Origin of the sequence: Halococcus sp. AFM35 (assembly GCF_051195015.1) — an archaeon.
Classification (GTDB): Archaea; Halobacteriota; Halobacteria; order Halobacteriales; family Halococcaceae; genus Halococcus.
The window spans coordinates 47,812-63,995 of sequence record NZ_JBNTJU010000005.1 but is presented as its reverse complement, the minus strand read 5'-3'; the positions used below and the strand labels follow the sequence as shown (position 1 = coordinate 63,995).

At 66.6% G+C, this 16,184-nt stretch carries 21 protein-coding genes; 6 read left to right on the top strand and 15 right to left on the bottom strand.

What is annotated here, in order from left to right:
- Positions 1 to 39: 39 nt before the first annotated feature.
- The 10 genes from ACQUQO_RS05485 to ACQUQO_RS05440 form a co-directional block, all read right to left on the bottom strand.
- Positions 40 to 1,740 (bottom strand): hypothetical protein, encoded by a 1,701-nt coding sequence (locus ACQUQO_RS05485; RefSeq protein ID WP_435076957.1) that lies wholly within the window; start codon positions 1,738 to 1,740, stop codon positions 40 to 42.
- A gap of 129 nt (positions 1,741 to 1,869) precedes the next feature.
- Positions 1,870 to 2,256, bottom strand: a complete 387-nt coding sequence (locus ACQUQO_RS05480) for a hypothetical protein (protein ID WP_435076956.1) — start codon at positions 2,254 to 2,256, stop codon at positions 1,870 to 1,872.
- Positions 2,257 to 2,356: 100 nt separating this feature from the next.
- Positions 2,357 to 2,596, bottom strand: a complete 240-nt coding sequence (gene gvpM / locus ACQUQO_RS05475) for a gas vesicle protein GvpM (protein WP_435076955.1) — start codon at positions 2,594 to 2,596, stop codon at positions 2,357 to 2,359.
- Positions 2,574 to 3,395, bottom strand: a complete 822-nt coding sequence (gene gvpL, locus ACQUQO_RS05470; RefSeq protein ID WP_435076954.1) for a gas vesicle protein GvpL — start codon at positions 3,393 to 3,395, stop codon at positions 2,574 to 2,576. Before gvpL ends, gvpM begins: the two co-directional genes overlap by 23 nt.
- Positions 3,395 to 3,709 (bottom strand): gas vesicle protein GvpK, encoded by a 315-nt coding sequence (gene gvpK, locus ACQUQO_RS05465; protein WP_435076953.1) that lies wholly within the window; start codon positions 3,707 to 3,709, stop codon positions 3,395 to 3,397. The genes gvpL and gvpK overlap by 1 nt, the downstream gene beginning before the upstream one ends.
- Positions 3,696 to 4,106: a gas vesicle protein GvpJ gene (gene gvpJ / locus ACQUQO_RS05460; RefSeq protein ID WP_435076952.1), complete on the bottom strand. Its 411-nt coding sequence runs from the start codon at positions 4,104 to 4,106 to the stop codon at positions 3,696 to 3,698. Before gvpJ ends, gvpK begins: the two co-directional genes overlap by 14 nt.
- Positions 4,099 to 5,010: a hypothetical protein gene (locus ACQUQO_RS05455; RefSeq protein WP_435076951.1), complete on the bottom strand. Its 912-nt coding sequence runs from the start codon at positions 5,008 to 5,010 to the stop codon at positions 4,099 to 4,101. Before ACQUQO_RS05455 ends, gvpJ begins: the two co-directional genes overlap by 8 nt.
- Positions 5,007 to 5,456 carry a gas vesicle protein GvpH gene (gvpH, locus tag ACQUQO_RS05450; RefSeq protein ID WP_435076950.1) on the bottom strand — a complete coding sequence of 150 codons (450 nt, stop codon included), beginning with the start codon at positions 5,454 to 5,456 and terminating at the stop codon, positions 5,007 to 5,009. Before gvpH ends, ACQUQO_RS05455 begins: the two co-directional genes overlap by 4 nt.
- On the bottom strand, positions 5,453 to 5,707 hold the full coding sequence (gene gvpG / locus ACQUQO_RS05445; RefSeq protein ID WP_435076949.1) for a gas vesicle protein GvpG: 255 nt from the start codon (positions 5,705 to 5,707) through the stop codon (positions 5,453 to 5,455). The genes gvpH and gvpG overlap by 4 nt, the downstream gene beginning before the upstream one ends.
- Complete coding sequence (locus tag ACQUQO_RS05440) at positions 5,707 to 6,336, bottom strand: GvpL/GvpF family gas vesicle protein (protein WP_435076948.1); 630 nt, start codon at positions 6,334 to 6,336, stop codon at positions 5,707 to 5,709. The genes gvpG and ACQUQO_RS05440 overlap by 1 nt, the downstream gene beginning before the upstream one ends.
- Positions 6,337 to 6,491: 155 nt before the next feature.
- Between ACQUQO_RS05440 and gvpA the strand changes: the two genes are divergently transcribed.
- Genes gvpA through ACQUQO_RS05415 form a run of 5 tightly spaced genes read left to right on the top strand, consistent with a single transcriptional unit; the run spans position 6,492 to position 9,584 of the window.
- Entirely contained in the window at positions 6,492 to 6,800 is a 309-nt protein-coding gene (gvpA, locus tag ACQUQO_RS05435; protein ID WP_435076947.1) for a gas vesicle protein GvpA, read from the top strand.
- Between the two features lie 51 nt (positions 6,801 to 6,851).
- Entirely contained in the window at positions 6,852 to 7,328 is a 477-nt protein-coding gene (locus ACQUQO_RS05430) for a gas vesicle protein (RefSeq protein WP_435076946.1), read from the top strand.
- A gap of 56 nt (positions 7,329 to 7,384) precedes the next feature.
- On the top strand, positions 7,385 to 8,008 hold the full coding sequence (gene dcd, locus ACQUQO_RS05425; protein WP_435076945.1) for a dCTP deaminase: 624 nt from the start codon (positions 7,385 to 7,387) through the stop codon (positions 8,006 to 8,008).
- On the top strand, positions 8,005 to 8,895 hold the full coding sequence (locus ACQUQO_RS05420; protein WP_435076944.1) for a thiamine-phosphate synthase family protein: 891 nt from the start codon (positions 8,005 to 8,007) through the stop codon (positions 8,893 to 8,895). Before dcd ends, ACQUQO_RS05420 begins: the two co-directional genes overlap by 4 nt.
- A complete protein-coding gene (locus ACQUQO_RS05415) occupies positions 8,892 to 9,584 on the top strand; it encodes a class I SAM-dependent methyltransferase (protein ID WP_435076943.1) in 693 nt (230 codons plus the stop codon). Before ACQUQO_RS05420 ends, ACQUQO_RS05415 begins: the two co-directional genes overlap by 4 nt.
- A 7-nt stretch (positions 9,585 to 9,591) precedes the next feature.
- Here ACQUQO_RS05415 and ACQUQO_RS05410 read toward each other — a convergent pair whose 3' ends face one another.
- Complete coding sequence (locus ACQUQO_RS05410) at positions 9,592 to 10,005, bottom strand: VanZ family protein (RefSeq protein WP_435076942.1); 414 nt, start codon at positions 10,003 to 10,005, stop codon at positions 9,592 to 9,594.
- 112 nt (positions 10,006 to 10,117) lie between these two features.
- On the opposite strand from ACQUQO_RS05410, the gene ACQUQO_RS05405 reads away from it, so the two are divergent.
- Positions 10,118 to 12,418 (top strand): DUF2298 domain-containing protein, encoded by a 2,301-nt coding sequence (locus ACQUQO_RS05405; RefSeq protein WP_435076941.1) that lies wholly within the window; start codon positions 10,118 to 10,120, stop codon positions 12,416 to 12,418.
- 1 nt (position 12,419) lies between these two features.
- On the opposite strand, the gene ACQUQO_RS05400 is transcribed toward ACQUQO_RS05405, so the two are convergent.
- From ACQUQO_RS05400 to ACQUQO_RS05385, 4 genes are read right to left on the bottom strand one after another with little or no spacing between them, the layout of a single operon-like run.
- Positions 12,420 to 13,229, bottom strand: a complete 810-nt coding sequence (locus ACQUQO_RS05400; RefSeq protein ID WP_435076940.1) for an ABC transporter permease — start codon at positions 13,227 to 13,229, stop codon at positions 12,420 to 12,422.
- A complete protein-coding gene (locus ACQUQO_RS05395; RefSeq protein ID WP_435076939.1) occupies positions 13,229 to 14,131 on the bottom strand; it encodes an ABC transporter ATP-binding protein in 903 nt (300 codons plus the stop codon). Before ACQUQO_RS05395 ends, ACQUQO_RS05400 begins: the two co-directional genes overlap by 1 nt.
- Positions 14,132 to 14,142: 11 nt before the next feature.
- A complete protein-coding gene (locus tag ACQUQO_RS05390) occupies positions 14,143 to 14,994 on the bottom strand; it encodes an ABC transporter permease (RefSeq protein ID WP_435076938.1) in 852 nt (283 codons plus the stop codon).
- On the bottom strand, positions 14,991 to 16,145 hold the full coding sequence (locus ACQUQO_RS05385; RefSeq protein WP_435076937.1) for an ABC transporter substrate-binding protein: 1,155 nt from the start codon (positions 16,143 to 16,145) through the stop codon (positions 14,991 to 14,993). Before ACQUQO_RS05385 ends, ACQUQO_RS05390 begins: the two co-directional genes overlap by 4 nt.
- Positions 16,146 to 16,184: the final 39 nt, after the last annotated feature.

The window sequence follows — 16,184 nt, the reverse complement described above, 5'->3', positions numbered from 1 at the left end:
GCCGTCCGTGTCGCGGGTCTCGTGCGTTCGCTCACGGTGTTAGCTCCCCGACGGTTCGTCGCCGTCGGAATCGTTGCCGAGCGCCCCGGTAATCATCTCGCCGAGCCGCCGACCCAGAATCTCACCGAGCTGCTGACCCGCCGTGCTCGGCGACGACTCGTCCGCTTCCTCTCCCTCGGCCACCTCTTCGGCGTCCGGTCCGCCCGACAGTTCGTCCAGTACGCTCGTGGTCGCCTGCGTGAGTCGGTCCGCATCCGGCATCGCGCTCGAAATCCGGTTTCCGACACCGGTCGACTGGCCTTCCCCGGATTCTCCCTCCTCGTCGGACCCGTCATCTTCTTCGGTGCCTTCCCTGTCGCGAAGCCATCTCACTGGTGCCGTCAGTATTTCCCAGACGCGGCCTGCGGCGCTCCGTAACGCGTGTATCGGGGAGGTCAGTACGCTCCAGATACCGCTTGCGAGACGCCTCAGTGCACTGAGCGGTGACGTCACCACGTTCCAGACGCGGCGTGCCGCGCCACCCAGCCAGTCAATCGGTGCGCCAAGCGTGTTTCCGAGGTTGCCCGCGGCGTTTCGCAGCCAGTCGAGCGGTTTCGTGATGACGTCCCACGCGCGACTCGCCAGACTCCGTAGCGAACTGAGCGGCGACGTCAGCCAACCCAGTAGCTTCGAGACGGAGTTGAGCAACCGATTGAGTATCGCCGACAGCGGGCCGCCGCTGAGCAGGCCCGCGACCGCGGACAGGAGATTGCCGAGCAGTTTGCCACCGCCGGGAATCGCTCGAATATCCAGCACGACCTCGTGTAGGTCGACCTCCAAGCCGAGCAGGTCCAAAAACAGCCCTTCGAGGTCGAGATAGAGGACTGTGGTCCCGCGGTCGGTCCCGTGGCTCGCGGATTCGTCATCCGAGACCTCGCCCTCGGCCTCCTTCGGCCCGCGGCGTCCTTCCTCCTCGTCGGCGTCTTCCTCGCTGTCTTCGACATCGACGGTCAACGTGACGTCCTCGTCCGCGCCGTCGATGTCGACCGTTCGTTCGAGCTGCTCGCCCTCGATTTCGGCTTCGACGGTGTAGGTGGCGTCTTCCAACGCGAAGGTGGCTTCGCCGCTCGAATCGGTCCCCTGCCGCTCGGGGTCATCGAGCAACCCCTCGACGATACCCATGTCGTTGCTTTCTACTGTGAGGTCCGCCTGTGGGAGCGGGTCGCCATCGCTGCTCTCGACGGCGACCGTCAGTTCGTACTCCTCGGGTTCGTCGACCGCCTCGTCGGTGACGAGGGTGAGTGTGCGTTCTTCGTCCGCACCATCGACAGCGACCTGCTCTTCGGCGCGGTCGCCGTCGGCGTCGGCTTCGACGATGTAATCGCCGTCTTCGAGGCGGAACGTGACCTCGCCGTCGCTCCCCGTTTCCTGCTCCTCTGGCCCTTCGAGCCGACCGCCCTCCATGTCCTCAGCCGTCACGGTGGCGCTCTGGACGTAGCTCCCGTCCTCGTTCTCGACGGTTATCGCCAACTCGTGTGTGCCGTTCTCCCCGCTCTCCATTTCCTCATCGGATTCGTCCTCCTCTTCGGACTCCTCGCTTTCGTCCCGGTCGTTCGGCTCCTCCGACGACTCGTCTTGCTCCGAGTCCGGTGCTTCCCCGCTTTCGTCGTCGCCCTCCTCGCTTTCGCCACCATCCGCGAGTATCGCGCGCGTCTGTGGCTTCTCGGAGAGCGTTCCGTCGTCTCCCCTGTCGGAATTCATGGATGGCACTCTGCTCACCCCTCGGTTAAATAGCTACACCTTGCACATCCCGACCGTGATGGCCACGAGGCCGTCGCTGTGGACGGCTGGAGTCAATGAGCGACGCTGGCGGCGCGGTTCCAGCGGAACCTACTGGTCGCTCCGCTCTTCGAGTTCGTCGCTGATTTCCTCGGCCGTCGATTGGAGTTCCTCGTCCGACATCTCGTCGACGTCCGGCGTCTCGCCGTTTGCATCGTCGCTCGCCGTCTCTTCGGATGCATCGTCGCCATCGCTGCCGCTTTCGGTCATTCGCTGGACCTGCTCGTCGAGTTTCTGCCCGAGAAGCTCGCCGAGCAGCCGACCGACCTGTTCGCCGAGTTCGCGCCCGACGGCCTCGAAGCCGCCGTCGCCACCGCCGAGGCTGTCGAGCAGTCCATCGCTGACCCCGCTCTGGAGGCTCTCGACGAACTCCGACGAATCGCTGCCGGACTGGTCGTCCGTTCCGTTCCCGGTCGTGTCCGATTCCGAGGTGCTCATCCGTTGCCTGTTGCGGGCTTCGGTACTTATAGATACGGCCGGCAAGCGCACGGCGGTATCGAGCCGAAAACCGTTCGGACGAGTTATCGAGACACGGCCCTCAGTTCTCGGCGTTCGAGTCGCCGTCGAGCGCACGCTGGCGCTGTACCCGGTCCCACTCCTCGAAGATGCCGTACTCGGTCATCGTCGCCATGCCGGCCAGCGCCGCCCGGAGTTTCAGCCCCACCAAGGGGATGTCGGCGACCGAGATGATGGCGTCGGCCTCGATGACCGCCCCATCGCGCAGGATGACGTCGATGAGGTCGACGATGACGTCCTCATCCGCCCGCTTCGGCTCCATCCCCACCCCCGATTTCGGGGACGAACGAGTACGGCGGCCACGGGCCCGTGAACCGCACCTCGACACCCGATTCGGCGGCCACCTCGTCGAGCATAGCTCCCATCTCGTCCTCGCGGTCTTCGGCCGCGAGCACCGTGAACCTCGCCTGCGTTTCCATGCCGTCATCGGCCTCGGACTCGTCGTCGAGCGTCGTGCGTTCGCCGAGTTCGTTCACCTCGCGTGCGAACTCGTCGAGTCGGTCGCCAAGCGCCGCCGCGCGCTCGTTGTGGCGCTCGCGGCGCAGTTCGCGGAGTCGCTGGTCGTACTGTTTTTCGAGCATGAACGCCGTGCCCGACCCAGCCTCCTCGATGTCGGCGTCGAGTTCGGCGAGCCGGTCGTCGCTCGATTCGAGGTCCTCGTCCAGTGCGTCCCCGTCGCGTCGGAGTTCGACGCGATACTCCCAGTGGCCAGCGAGGGTATCGAGGTACTCGGCGAGCGTTTCGCACTCCTCGTCGACCCACTCGCGCACGCGGTCGTCGGCACCCGTGAGAACGGTGTCGAACTGGAAGGGAATCGGCGTGCCGAAGCGCTCGCCTGCCGCGTCGACGACGCCCTGGTGCTGGAGCACCCACTTCCGGAGTTCGTCCATGTCGGCGGTGTCGTACAGCGACCCGCAATCGTGCACCACGACGGCGATGTCTCCGACCGCGAGCAGCCTGACGGGTTCGTCGTCGACGCCCGTTGCCTCGAAATCGGATTCATCGCCAACGGCGACCGCACAGTAGAGATATCGCCCCTCCTCGAAGTCGGTTTCAGCCATTAGTCGATCACTCCCTGGTCATGCTGGGGTTCGTCGGCGCGCTCGACGAGGTCGCGCACCAATCCGTCGAGTTCGCCCCGCAGGTCGCCGACCGGTTCCTCGATGCCCTCATCCTCCTTGATGCCCTCGATTTCCTCTTCGAGCGCGGCCAACTGCGAGCCGAGGCGCTCGATTTCCTCGTCGGTGAGTTCGCCCGACTCCATCCGCCTGATGGCCTCCCGTTCCATCGCATCGACCAGTAGCTCCACGACCGTGACGACCAGCGTCATCAGCCCGTCGCGCGCCTCGTCGCCGTCGACGTCAATCGTCGTCATCGCTCCCCTCCGACGGTCGCTCGTCGTCGGCTTCGTCACCACCGACGCCTGTCGGACGGGCGCGGATTCCCGGTTCGGAATCGTCCTCGTCGTCGGATTCGCCGACCGCCTCGCCAGCCTCGACGATAGCCGACTGGACGGTGTCCTCCTCGTCGGGGAGTGCCGAGCGCCCGGAGGCCTCCTCGACGCGGCGCATATCGGTGCCATCGGGAAATTCGAGTCCGTATTCGGCGGCGGTCTCGAAGGAGGCGATGGCCGCCCGGAGCTGCACACCGAGGAGTTCGGTGTCGCCAATCGAGACCACGATGTCGGCGTTGATGACGACGCCCTTGTCGAGCAGCATCTCGACCACGTCGGCGAGGCTGTCGGACTGTCTGGTCGGGCCACCGCTACTCATCGTCGCCCTCCCGTTCGTCGAAGCGCCGCCCGTAGATGCGGAAGTGGCCCGGCGCGCTCGAATGCTGGGTCGATTGGGGCACCGTCGAGAAGTTCGACGACGACCACCCAGCCGAGTTCCAGCCGCCGACCATCGTCGAGTAGGCCGTCGGGTTCCGCGAGGTGGGCTGGCCCGTCCCGCCGCCGGTCTTTGCCTCGACCTCCTCTTGGGCCGTGTCGCGCGCCTCTTGCAACTGGTCGCGTGCGTCGAGGGCGCTCTCACGGAACTCCTCGACCGCATCGCTGAGCTGTGACTGGATGGCGGCCTGTTTGGCCTCGTCCTGTTCGAGCAGCGACTCGCCGAGGGTTTCGCCGTCGGCCGCCGAGTCGTCGGGGGCGGACGATTCGAGCAGCCCCGACCCCTCGCCGTCGCCATCCTCGTCGGTGACATCGTCGGCCGCCGCTTCGAGTTCCTCTTTGTTCTGCATGAACGCGCGCACGTCGACGGCGTCCCAGAGTTCGCTGAATTCGACGAGCGACGCCAGCCGGGTGAGGTCTATCGCCCGCTCCGGCTCGGCGTTCGCAATCGCTTCGGGCACGTTCTCGCCCTCGATGACGCTCGGCAGTTCGCGCAGTTCGACCGCGTCGGGCAGCTCCGAGACCGCGACCGTTTCGAGCAGTTCGTCGGTCTCCTCGATGACGTCGACGAGGTCCTCGATGTCGTCTTTGGCCTCCTCGAAGCTCTCATCGCCGCTCAGCACGCCGAGCAACGACTCGACGTCGGTCTCGACGCGACCGAGCAGCGCCGCCAGCTCGTCGTCTGCATCGGTGCCGTTGCCGGTGCTGTCGGCTGACTCCTCGGTATCTTCGAGCGCCGAGTCGAGCTTCGCGGCGGTCTCGGCCATCCGCTCGCTATCGTCGCTCATCGCGTCCTCCCGTGCAGACGTACGTCGAGGATTCCGTTGTTGAACGACGCGTCGTCGACCGCGAGGCCCTCGTGAGGCAGCGAGACGCGCTCGATGACCCCCTCGTCGTCGGCGATGAGAAGGGTTCGCCCATCGACGCCCGCCGCAAGTTCTCGCGGGTCGACATCGGGCAGGTCGATGGTGACAACACAGCCATCTTCGGTGGGGGAGACGCTCGCGGCGTGGTCGGTGTCGGCCGCCGGCGACGTTTCCCGCTCGACGTCGGCCTGCGGGCCGATACCGATACTCAGTCCGTAATCGACGCGCGAGGTGCCGCTGCGCGCGCTGCCAGTGCCGGTCCGACGGCGCTGGTCGCGCTCGTCCATCTCGGTGATGGTCTCGAACAGGTCCGAGAGCACCGTGCGAACGAATCCCGATTTTCCGTCGTTGTCGCTGTTATCTGTCATTGTCCTTTGACCTCCACTTTGTTCGTGAGCGTCTCGCGCGCCTCGCGCGCCACCTCCAGCTGCGTTCGCAACTCCTCACGCCGGCGCTCGTATTCGCCCTCGGAACGGTCGCCGATCTCGTATAGCAACCGGTTTTCCTTGATATCGTCTTGGATCGCCTCCACGTCGTACATCTCTTCGATGGCCATCGAGTGGATGACGTTGCCAACCATGATTATCGGTCGCAAGAGGAGGTCGTCGACGAGGAGCATTATCCTTGAGTTCCGATTTCGATGTCCACGAAGTTGTAGGGCGGCCACGGTCCGGTGTACTGGACCGTGAGGACATCGCCGTAATCGTCGGTGATGGCATCGACTGCCTCGTCGAAGCTCGCCCGCTCGTCACGCTCGACCAGATACGACCGGTTCATCACGAGCCGGTCGCTGAAGCGGTCGTTTGCCTCCTCGCCGACGCTCGCCGCGGCGAGGCGCTCGCCCGCTGCCGTGCGGATTTCCTCCGCATCGACCGTGGCGTCCTCCTCGGCGACGAGTTTGACGCCGAACTCGGCGAGACCGTCGACCTCGCGCAACGACTTCGTGAACGCGCGCCGCCCGCCGCGGAGGACGTTCTTGAGCGCGCGAGCGTTCTTGAACACCGAGCCGAACTGCATCGGCACCACGGTGCGACCGCCCCCGTCGAGCAGCACAGTTTGCAGCACGTCGTCGTGTGCGCGGGCGTTCTCGTCGGTGAGTTCGGGGTCCATCGTGTCGATGTCGGTCACGACGGCCGCGAGCGGCCCGTGGCTCACGGTGTAGGCTCGCTCGGCACCGGCGACGCCCTCGACGTCGAGTTCGAACTCGGCCTCGGCGACGACGCCGTAGGCGTAGAGATGGTCGCTCATGATGGGAGTGGGTCCGTACCGCGCGTCATGGCCCCGGTTCGGCGGTCGCGCTAATAGGCGTGTCGCCGGCACGTGCAATCTCCACGACCCGCCGTCCGGTTGCCTGCTCCTGCTGGCCCAAAGGATATTATAGTAGCCGGAGTTGGGGGAGTACGATGAGTGCTCGACCCTCAAGCGACAGTCTCGCCGAAGTGCTCGACCGCATCCTCGACAAGGGAATCGTCATCGACATCTGGGCACGGGTGTCGGTCGTCGGCATCGAGATTCTGACTGTGGAGGCGCGTATCGTCGCCGCGTCCGTCGATACGTTCCTCCACTACGGCAAGGAGATATCGAAGTTGGAGATGGCGAGCGAGTCGGGCGATCTGGAGGAGCTGAAGGACCTCGACCTCGGCACCTCGCCGATGACCCAGCCCGAACCCGACGAGCCGGAGGTCCGCATCGAAGAGGACGCCGAACAGTAGGACGAAGCACCGGGCGGTAGTTTATTTGCGCCACCGGCACAGTAAGACATCATGGTTGACCTCGACCCAAGCGAGCGCACGATAGACGAACTGCGTGACGAACTCGACGGAATAGACGACCCCGAGGCGCTCGAAGAGCTGCGCGAGACCGAAGCCGACGGCGAGGACCGGTCGGGCGCGAAAGAGGCCATCGACGAGCGTCTCGCTACCGTCTCGGGCGAGGGCGACGAGGCGGACGGCGGCGACACGGTCGGTATCGTCGAGGTGCGTGATCGTGTGCGTGAGAACGCCAGCGACCTCATCGGCCGCCCGCTCGATGGCATCGTCGAAATCGAGCGAGAGGACGGTGAGTGGCGCGCACTCGTGGAAATCATCGAGCGGAACTCGGTGCCAGACACCCAGGACATCCTCGGACGCTACGCACTCGACCTCGACGGCAACGGCGAGATCACCGGCTATCGTCGGCTGGAGCGCTACCGCCGTGGCGACACCAGACGTGACGAGCAAGCGCCCGCTGGCGGTCGCTGAGCGCCGAGCGGTCACCAAAACGGGGGATTTTAGGCGTATCGTCGGCACGAACGGGTATGATACTCGCCGATGGAGACATCCGGCGGCGGCTCGATACAGGTGACCTCACCATCGAGCCACTCGCCGACCCCGCCCTCCAGATTCAGCCCGCGAGCGTCGACCTCAGACTGGGCCGCGAGTTTCTGGAGTTTCAGCGGACGAACATCCCCTGTATCCATCCCGATTCCGAGAACGAAGTCGACGAGTACGTCACCGAGACAGTAGTAGAAGAGGGCGAGGAGTTCATTCTTCACCCCGGCGATTTCGTCCTCGGGACGACCGTCGAGCACGTTGGCGTGCCCGACGACCTCATCGCGCGCGTCGAGGGCCGGTCGTCGCTCGGGCGGCTCGCGGTCGTCATCCACGCCACGGCGGGCATCGTCGACCCCGGCTATCGGGGACAGGTCACGCTCGAACTCTCGAATCTGGGTACTGCGCCCGTCGCGCTCACACCGGGAATGAGGATCTCACAGGTCATCTTCACCGAACTCAAAAACGCCGCCGAGATGCCATACGGCGACGAGCGCGGCTCGAAATATCAGGACCAGCGCGGCCCGCAGGCCTCGAAGATCGGCAGCGACGACGAGTTCGGCGGGGAGCAGCGACCCGACCAGCAATCAGGAGACGGGAGCGAGCGATGAAGTTCATCGAGGAGATCGTCGTCGACGAGTTCCTGCCCACCTTTCGCTCGCTGCTGGCCGAACGCCTGCGCGAGCGCGACCTCACCCAGAGCGAGGTGGCGGACATCCTCGGTATCAGCCAGTCGGCGGTCTCGAAATACGCCCACGGCGAGGTCGCACGCAACGACAGAGTGCTCGACGACGAGCGCGTCGCCGGTCTCGCCGAAGACCTCGCAGAGGGACTCGCAAACGGCGAACTCACCGGCGTGGGCGCGCTCGTCGAGTGCGAGATACTGATTCGCCAACTCGAACGCGACGACCTGCTCTCTGAGCTGCACGCCACGGCGATGCCCGGACTCACCGAGTACGATGGTTTCGACGTCCACGACCCCGACAGCAGCCTCCGGGCGGCCGAGCGCGCCCGCTCGTCCGTGCGCCGGGGTATCGGCACGCTCGAAGCCACGAGCGGCTTCGCCGGGCTGATCCCGAACGTCGGCTCGAACCTCGTCGAGTGCGTCCCCGACGCCGCCGATATCGACGACGTGGCGGGCGTTCCCGGTCGCATCTTCGATGTGAAGGGGCGCACGACGGTGCCGGGGGACCCCGAATTCGGGGTGTCGGGCCACGTCGCCGGCGTCCTGCTCGCCGCGCGCGAGGGCGGCAACGACGCCCGCGCCGCGCTCAACCTCGCCTACGACGCCGGACTCGTCGAACGCCTCGAATCGCTCGGTCTCTCGACCGTGGAGTTCGACGGCGAACGCGACCCCGAGGAGGCCATCGCCGCCGTCGATACCGCCGATGCGGATGCACTCTATCACACCGGCGGGTTCGGCGTCGAGGCCATCGTCTATCTGCTCGCGCCGAGCGCCGCCGACGCCGCCGCCCGCGTGCGCGACCTCGATATATGAGTGACGGACGCGCCGGCAACGGCGGCGGCACGAGCGAGGCACAAACCTTCTACGGCCGCTGGGCGCGTTTCTACGACGCCATCGCCACCCTTCCGGGCATCGGGTCGTGGCGCGAACGCGCTGTGGATGGTTTGGAACTCTCGCCCGGCGACACGGTGGTCGAGATGGGGTGTGGCACGGGCGCGAACCTTTCCTATCTGCGCGAGGCGGTCGGTGCCGGGGGATCGGTGGTCGGCGTCGATGTCACGCGCGGGATGCTCGACCGTGCTCGCCGGCACGTCGCGGCCGAGGGCTGGGAAAACGTCCACCTCGTCCGTGGCGACGCCACCGCACCGCCAATCGAGCGCGTCGATGCACTTTTCGCCAGTTTCGTCGTCGGCATGTTCGAGACCCCCGAAATCGTCGTCGAGGACTGGCTCGCGCTCGTTCGCTCGGGCGGGCGCGTTGCGCTGCTCGACGCTACCCGCAGCACCCGCCCGAACGCGAAACCGCTCGACGCCGCCTTTCGTCTGTTCGTCGCCGCGAGCGCACCGCCGACGACGCAGTTGCGGTACGCCGACCCGCCGTGGGAGTCGCTCGATAGGCGCGTTGCCGCCGCCCGTCGCCCGCTCGAAAGCCGTACCGTGGAGTACGGAACGGCGGAGTTCGCGCTTGGGTTCGTCCGACTGGCGAGCGGGCACGTTCCCTGACTCGCGCTCAGCGGGTCGGCTCGCTGGCTGGTCCGAACCGGACGAACCGGGTGAGCCAGCGCCAGCCGAGCGCGAGCAGCCCGGCTCCAACCGCATCCGCGAGCGCGTCGGCGACGCTCGCCGTTCGATACGGAATCGGCCACTGGAGGAGTTCGATGGCGATGCCGAAGGCGATGGCCGCAAGCACGGGAAACGCCAGCCGGCCACGACCGCCCTCGATTGAGGCGTACGCGAGCGCCGCCGTCAGCGCCGCGTAGGCGAGCGCGTGGCTCCACTTGTCCGCTCCGACGAATCCGAACGGGCCGAGAGTATCCGCCCCGCCGCCCGTCTCGACGACCGACGCGACGAGCACGACGCTGGCGACCAGCGCCGCGAGCGCGTAGCGCACCCGTGTAGGGACGAGCGGGACGCCCAGTTCCATGTCCGGACATCCACGAGCGCCCGGAAAAGCGGTGCGGTGGCCGCGCCGGTGGCGGCGGCGCACGGACGAACATCCAAAGGCGTATAACGAGTCTACCCACAGAAATCAACGGATGGAGTACGGTCTCGTCGTGCTGTGGTGGCTGACGTACGTCGGTCTCGCGCTGTTCGGCCTGCCGGTCGCCGCGCGGCTGTTTGCGTCGCTACCGGGCCGGGGTGCGGGCTTTTCGTTCGCGCTCTCGCTGACAGTCATGACCCTCGTGGCCTTCTGGGTCGGCTTCCTCGCGCTCGGCTGGGTCGCCCTGTTCGCCGGACTGGCGGCGCTCGCGGTCTGTGCGGTGCTCGCGGTCCGCTCTGGGAGTGACATCGACCGTCAGGCAACCCTCGAAGCCGTGGCGGTGTTCACGCTCGTCTATCTGTTCGTCATCGCGCTGCGGTCGGTCGAGCCGGGCATCACGCCGGGCGGCGAGAAGTTCCTCGATTTCGGGCTGGTGGCGTCGCTGTATCGCGCGGCGCGCCTCCCGCCGGAGGACTTCTGGTTCGCCGGCGAATCGGTCATCTACTACTACGGCGGCCACTTCGTCGTCGCGCTGTTGGCCCGCCTCACCGACACCGTTCCGTGGACGGCGTTCAATCTCGCGATGGCCGGCCTCTATGGGACTCTCGCCGCCGGCGCGTACGAACTCGCTGGCGCAATCGCTGTCGGCCGGCGACCCCCGCGCGACCGGCGAGGCTATACACGCCCGATTGCGGGCATCACGGCGGTCTTTTTCACCGTCTTCGCGAGCAACCCCTCGACGGCGATTCGCCTGCTCATCAGGCGGCTGCCGGCGGCGATACGCGGGACGGCCGCCCGCGCGTTCGCGGCGGCGCACTCCCAACTGCCGGCCTATCAGGTGCTCAGACCGATTCCGGAGAACTACCAGTACAAGGTCGCCGGCCGCATCATCCCGGAGACGTACAATCCCTTTCCGCTATTCGGAGCGATTCGCGGCGACATCCGGCCGTATTTCACGAGCACTCCCTTTCTGCTCTGTGCGGTCGGGTTGTGCTACGCCTACTACCGCACGCCGGCCGAAGCCACCCGTCGCCGACGCGCGCTCGTCTTCGGGACCATCCCCGTCGTCGCGGGATTCATGGCGCTCGTCAACACGTGGAGTCTGGCCGTCGTCCTCGGTGTGACGTGGCTGACGCTGACGTTCGCCTCTCCCAGTCTGCGCTCGCTCGTCCCCGCTCGCCTCGCCGCCCGCATCGAGCGAATCGTGGGCCGGCCCGCGACCGACACGCCACGGGGTGCGCTCGCGCGAACGGCCGGTGCGGCCGGTCTCGCGGGCATCGTGGGCGTGCTCGCCGCTATCGTCGCGCTTCCCTTCTTCCTCGGCCCGGTGCAGGCAGGGCCGTCCACGCCGCTGGTCGTTCTTGAGGCCGCCGCGCGCAGTTCGGTCGGCTCGTTGCTGCTCGTCCACGGGGCCTTCCTCGCCGTCTTTTTCGCCCTTCTGCTCGCCCGCACCCGCCGACGCTGGTCGTCGGCGGTCGCCGCCGCCGGCGCGCTCTGGTTCGTCGCGGTCGTCGCGTTCGTCCCCGCCACGCTCGCGCCGCTCGCGCTGTTCGTGATTCCGCTCGCGGCCGGGTGGTACTTCCTCACGACCGACCGCGCGGGCTTTGCGGGCGTCCTCGTCGTCGCGGGCTTCGGACTGCTCGTGCTGCCCGAACTCGTCTATCTCGCCGAGGGCGGTGAGGGACGGTTCAACACGGTGGTGAAGACCTACATGCCGACGTGGATTCTGTGGGCGAGCGCCGCGGGCGTCGTCCTCCCGAGACTCGTCCGCGGTCGCGGTTCGTGGGTGTGGACGCGCCGCCAACAGGTCGCCAGCGTTCTCACGACGCTGCTCGTGCTCTCGACGGCCGTTTTCGGTGGCGTCGCCGTCCAGCGCCACTTCGCCAACCCCAACGTCGAGGAGCCGACGCTCGACGGGCTGGCCGCCGCCGAGGAGAACGTTCCGGGACAGGTCGCGGCCATCCGCTGGCTCGACAACCGCTCGGGCCGACCGACCATCGTCTCCGCGCCCGGTCGATACGTCTATCGCTGGAGCGCAAGCCCGGCGGCCAGTCTCACGGGTGTGCCCACGGTGGCCGGCGTCTCTCACGAGGCGCAGTATCGCGGTCGCCAGACGTATCTCAACCGGGTGTACGAGGTGAACACCATCTATCTCGGCACGGCCGAGCGCCGCGCCGAACTGCTCGAAAAGTACGACGTCGAATATATCTACGTGGGACCGACCGAGCGTGAGCGCTACGGCGACATCGTGCCGTTTGCCGAACTTCGAGGGGTGTCGGTCGCGTTCCGGGAGGACAACGTGACGATATACGAAGTCAATCAGGAGCGGTTAGGAGCGCCCGACGAGACTCGATGAGTTAGGCCGCGTCGGTACTGGTCCACGGCAGCTGTCGCGCACCGAGCCAGCGGACCAGTAGCGACGAGAGATACCCCAACAATCCAATCGAGAGCATCCCGACGATGATGGTCGCGTAGTCGCCGGCGATGTACGACGACCACGTGAGATACCCGAGTCCCGAACCGGCGATCATCTCCGCGGCGACGAGGTTGACCCACGCAAGCCCCATGCCGTTTATCATGCCGGCGTGAATCGACGGCAGCGCGCCCGGATAGACGACGTGGCGAAACGTCTGGAACGGGGTGGTGCCGAGGCTCTCGGCCGCCCGCGGGTACTCCGCGTCGATGCTCCGAACGCCCTGGACCGCATTGAGCAGAACCGGGAAGAACGCTCCCAGGAAGGTGATGAAGAGGATGCCGGTGTCGATGGGATAGCCGACGATACCCAGGGAAAGAATCGGGAACACGAGCGAGACGACCGGTATCCACGCGACCGGCGGCACGGGGCGAAGGGTTTCGAGCGCCGGAAACGTGAAGTCGGCGAACACGCGACTCCAGCCGATACCCAGTCCAAGGGGGACGGCGAGTGCGACCGCGACGGCGAAGGAGACGTAGATACGGGCGGTACTCACGACCGTCGCCGTCCAGAAGGAGGGTTCGGCGAGCGACTCGGCGAGGGTCGCGCCGACGTCGAGCGGCGACGGCAGGTTCGGAATCAGTCCGAGGAGGTTCGTCGCGAGCGCCCAGAGGACGAACACCGCCGCGACCGAGACCGCCCGCCGCGCCCACCGAGCCGGGTCGACCCCCGAAACGCGGTCTGCGACCGCCATTATTGGGACTCGGCCTGTTCGAGCGCGCGTTCGGCCTCGGCGTGGATGAGGTCGAGCGCACGGCGTTTCACGCGCGTGAACTCGTCGGTCGTGAGCATGTCGAGCTTGCGCGGTCGCTCCAAGTCGACGTCGAGCACTTCCTTGACCTGTCCGGGTCGGGCGCTCATCACCACGACCCTATCGGCGAGGAAGATGGCCTCCTCGACGTCGTGGGTGATGAAGAGCACAGTTCTGTCCTCGTCCTCCCAGACGTCGAGCAGGTTCTCCTGCATCAACTCCTTGGTCATCGCATCGAGTCCACTAAACGGTTCGTCCATCAGCATGATGTCCGGGTCGTTCGCGAGCAGGCGGGCGAGTTCGGCGCGCTGTTGCATCCCGCCGCTCAGTTCGTGCGGATAGGAGTCTTCGAAGCCTTCGAGGCCCATCTCGTCGACGAGCGACGCCACGCGGTCGTCGTCGACGGCGTCGCGCATCTCCGGGCCGAAGCGGATGTTCTCGGCGATGGTCTTCCACGGAAAGAGTCGATTCGACTGGAAGACCACCCCTCGCGAGGGGTCCGGCCCCGTGACGCGCTCGCCGTCGACCCGGACCTCGCCCTCGGTCGGGTCGAGATAGCCCGCAATGCATTCCAGAACCGTGCTCTTCCCGCAGCCGGAGGGACCGAGGATGGTGACGAACTCCTCCGCGCCGATGTCGAGGTCCATGTCCTCGACGGCGACGACGCCATCGCCGTCGGGGTCGTAGACCTTCGTCAGACCGTCGATGTCGACCGCTCCGGACGCCGCGCGGCCCGATTCGGCGTCGGCCGTGGGCTGCTGGTCGATGGTCGCGGTCCGCTGGCTGCTGTCTGCGTGCTGTGCGTCGGTTTCCGCCTCGATATCGATGTTATCAGTGTCGGTCATGGTTGTCTCCGTCAGTTGGTTTCGGTGCGATTCCACGCCATCGCCCGGTTGCCGAGCCGAGTCACGAGCGCCGAAGAGGCGTACCCGAGGATGCCGATGGCGATCATCCCGACGAGCACGTCGTCGGTCGCGAGCAGTCGGTAGGCCTGATAGATGGCGTAGCCAAGCCCGTAGTTGCCCGCGATGATTTCGGCGGCGACGACGGTGATCCAGCCGAGTCCGATGCCGAGCGACACACCGGTGAGAATCGACGGTAGCGTCGCCGGGAAGACCACCTCGCGGAACACCTGCCGGCCCTCCGCGCCGAGACTCTTCGCCGCGCGGACGTACTCGGTCTCGACGGTGTTGACGCCCTCGATGGTGTTGACGAGAATCGGGAAGAACGCGCCGACGAACACGACGAAGACGACCGCAAAGCTGAGCTGGATGGTCGCAATCGTCACCGAGGGCAACAGCAGGATGCTGATGGGCACCCACGCGACCGGCGGAATCGGGCGGAACAGTTCGAGCGCCGGGAAGGTGAGGTCTCTGAAACGCCGGCTCGTCCCGATGGCCAGCCCGAGCGGGATGGCGAGGGCGGTCGCCACGCCGACGCCGATGGCCACCCGAAAGGTGGAGTAGGCGGCGTGGAGGTAGATGGTCCCGCCGCTGGCTATCGGCTTGCCGGCGAGATACGTGGCGAACAGCGCTATCGTCTCGACCGGTCCCGAGAGGAACTCGAAGCCGAGCACGCCGAAGGTGACGAGCGCCCACCACACCAGCAGAAAGCCGACGATGGACGCCCCTTGCCGGACCCGCCGAGGAACCCGTTCGAGTTCGCCGACGCCCGCCCCGAAGCGCTCGGAGATCGTTCGCGTGCTCACGGGCGACCACCCGCGCTGGCGCTCGCGTTGGCCGTCCGGTTGCCGCCGCCGAACCGGTCGGGACCGGTCTGCACGCCGAGTTCTTCGGCGGCCTGTGCGACGAGTTCGGCCCTGTACCGGCTTTTGGACGGAATGTCACTGATTGCGCCCTGTTCTTTGAGGAACTGCGGTCCCGTGCGTTTCAGCAGTTGATTGGCCTGTTTCACCGTCCGGTAGTCGGTGATGAGTTCGAGCCGGCTCACGCCGTTGCCGAGCTTGAGCGTCCGATACAGCGAGGCCCTGAGCGTCGCGCGTTCGTACGAACTCAAATCACCCTCTTGGGCCACGAGGTCGAGCGTTCGTTCGGGCTGGGTGGCCATGATGCGTTTGGCTTCGAGTTCGGCCTTCAGCCAGCCGACGGCGGCCTCGCGGTCGTTCTCGATGAGCGAATCCGGCATGATGATACCGGCCGCGTCCACGGTGTCGAACTCCGCACCCGTCAGGAGATAGCGCGCCTCGTTCTCCTGAAACACCATGCGGGCCATGCTCGGCTCCCAGCCGAAGCCCACCGGGAGCGAGCCCTGCCGGATTTCGGCAGTGATGTTGCCGATGCTGTTGTCGATCAGCTGCGGGTCGATGCCGAGCTGCTCGATGACGTTCAGGTAGAACCGGTGGGTGCAGCTGCCGGTCGTGACCGCAACGTCCTTGCCGGCCATCCCGGCGGGCTTCGTCAGCGGCGAGTTCTTCGGCACGACCGCGAGGTTGCACTGCTGGCCCTGCGAATAGCCGGCCATGCCGACCGCGCTCACCGGCGTGTCGTCGTTGGCTATCGCGGTGATGGTCGGCATATCGCCGGTGTACCCCACTTGGTTCTTGCCGGCGATGAGCCGCGTCCCCACGATTGAGCCTTGCAGCGCCGAATCCCAGCTCTTCACCGAGTACCCCTCCGGCAGGTGTTTTTCCGCCAGTCCGCCGTTTTTGATGACCAGCGCCGACCACGCCTCGGCGTAGTAGGGCTGATAGCCGATGGTCAGCGCGCGGCCCGCCGGCGAGGCGCTCCCGAGACAGCCCGCCAGCAGCCCGGTCGTTCCGATGGCCGCTCCCTGAAGGAACCGTCGGCGCGAACTGGCCGTCGATACCTCTGTCCGTCGTCGATGGTGATTGTCATTCATGTGCTGGTCGATGCCGTTCGAGTCACGATACACCCTCGC

Bases quoted from the DNA above. Each gene is read 5' to 3' on its own strand.
- ACQUQO_RS05415 (WP_435076943.1), top strand. From the start codon at position 8,892: ATGAGTGACGGACGCGCCGGCAACGGCGGCGGCACGAGCGAGGCACAA.
- ACQUQO_RS05385 (WP_435076937.1), bottom strand. From the start codon at position 16,145: ATGAATGACAATCACCATCGACGACGGACAGAGGTATCGACGGCCAGT.
- gvpK (WP_435076953.1), bottom strand. From the start codon at position 3,709: ATGACGACGATTGACGTCGACGGCGACGAGGCGCGCGACGGGCTGATG.
- gvpH (WP_435076950.1), bottom strand. From the start codon at position 5,456: ATGACAGATAACAGCGACAACGACGGAAAATCGGGATTCGTTCGCACG.
- ACQUQO_RS05480 (WP_435076956.1), bottom strand. From the start codon at position 2,256: ATGAGCACCTCGGAATCGGACACGACCGGGAACGGAACGGACGACCAG.
- dcd (WP_435076945.1), top strand. From the start codon at position 7,385: ATGATACTCGCCGATGGAGACATCCGGCGGCGGCTCGATACAGGTGAC.
- ACQUQO_RS05420 (WP_435076944.1), top strand. From the start codon at position 8,005: ATGAAGTTCATCGAGGAGATCGTCGTCGACGAGTTCCTGCCCACCTTT.
- gvpJ (WP_435076952.1), bottom strand. From the start codon at position 4,106: ATGAGTAGCGGTGGCCCGACCAGACAGTCCGACAGCCTCGCCGACGTG.
- ACQUQO_RS05400 (WP_435076940.1), bottom strand. From the start codon at position 13,229: ATGGCGGTCGCAGACCGCGTTTCGGGGGTCGACCCGGCTCGGTGGGCG.
- ACQUQO_RS05405 (WP_435076941.1), top strand. From the start codon at position 10,118: ATGGAGTACGGTCTCGTCGTGCTGTGGTGGCTGACGTACGTCGGTCTC.
- ACQUQO_RS05485 (WP_435076957.1), bottom strand. From the start codon at position 1,740: ATGAATTCCGACAGGGGAGACGACGGAACGCTCTCCGAGAAGCCACAG.
- ACQUQO_RS05395 (WP_435076939.1), bottom strand. From the start codon at position 14,131: ATGACCGACACTGATAACATCGATATCGAGGCGGAAACCGACGCACAG.
- ACQUQO_RS05430 (WP_435076946.1), top strand. From the start codon at position 6,852: ATGGTTGACCTCGACCCAAGCGAGCGCACGATAGACGAACTGCGTGAC.
- gvpL (WP_435076954.1), bottom strand. From the start codon at position 3,395: ATGGCTGAAACCGACTTCGAGGAGGGGCGATATCTCTACTGTGCGGTC.
- ACQUQO_RS05410 (WP_435076942.1), bottom strand. From the start codon at position 10,005: ATGGAACTGGGCGTCCCGCTCGTCCCTACACGGGTGCGCTACGCGCTC.
- gvpG (WP_435076949.1), bottom strand. From the start codon at position 5,707: ATGCTCCTCGTCGACGACCTCCTCTTGCGACCGATAATCATGGTTGGC.
- ACQUQO_RS05455 (WP_435076951.1), bottom strand. From the start codon at position 5,010: ATGAGCGACGATAGCGAGCGGATGGCCGAGACCGCCGCGAAGCTCGAC.
- gvpA (WP_435076947.1), top strand. From the start codon at position 6,492: ATGAGTGCTCGACCCTCAAGCGACAGTCTCGCCGAAGTGCTCGACCGC.
- gvpM (WP_435076955.1), bottom strand. From the start codon at position 2,596: ATGGAGCCGAAGCGGGCGGATGAGGACGTCATCGTCGACCTCATCGAC.
- ACQUQO_RS05440 (WP_435076948.1), bottom strand. From the start codon at position 6,336: ATGAGCGACCATCTCTACGCCTACGGCGTCGTCGCCGAGGCCGAGTTC.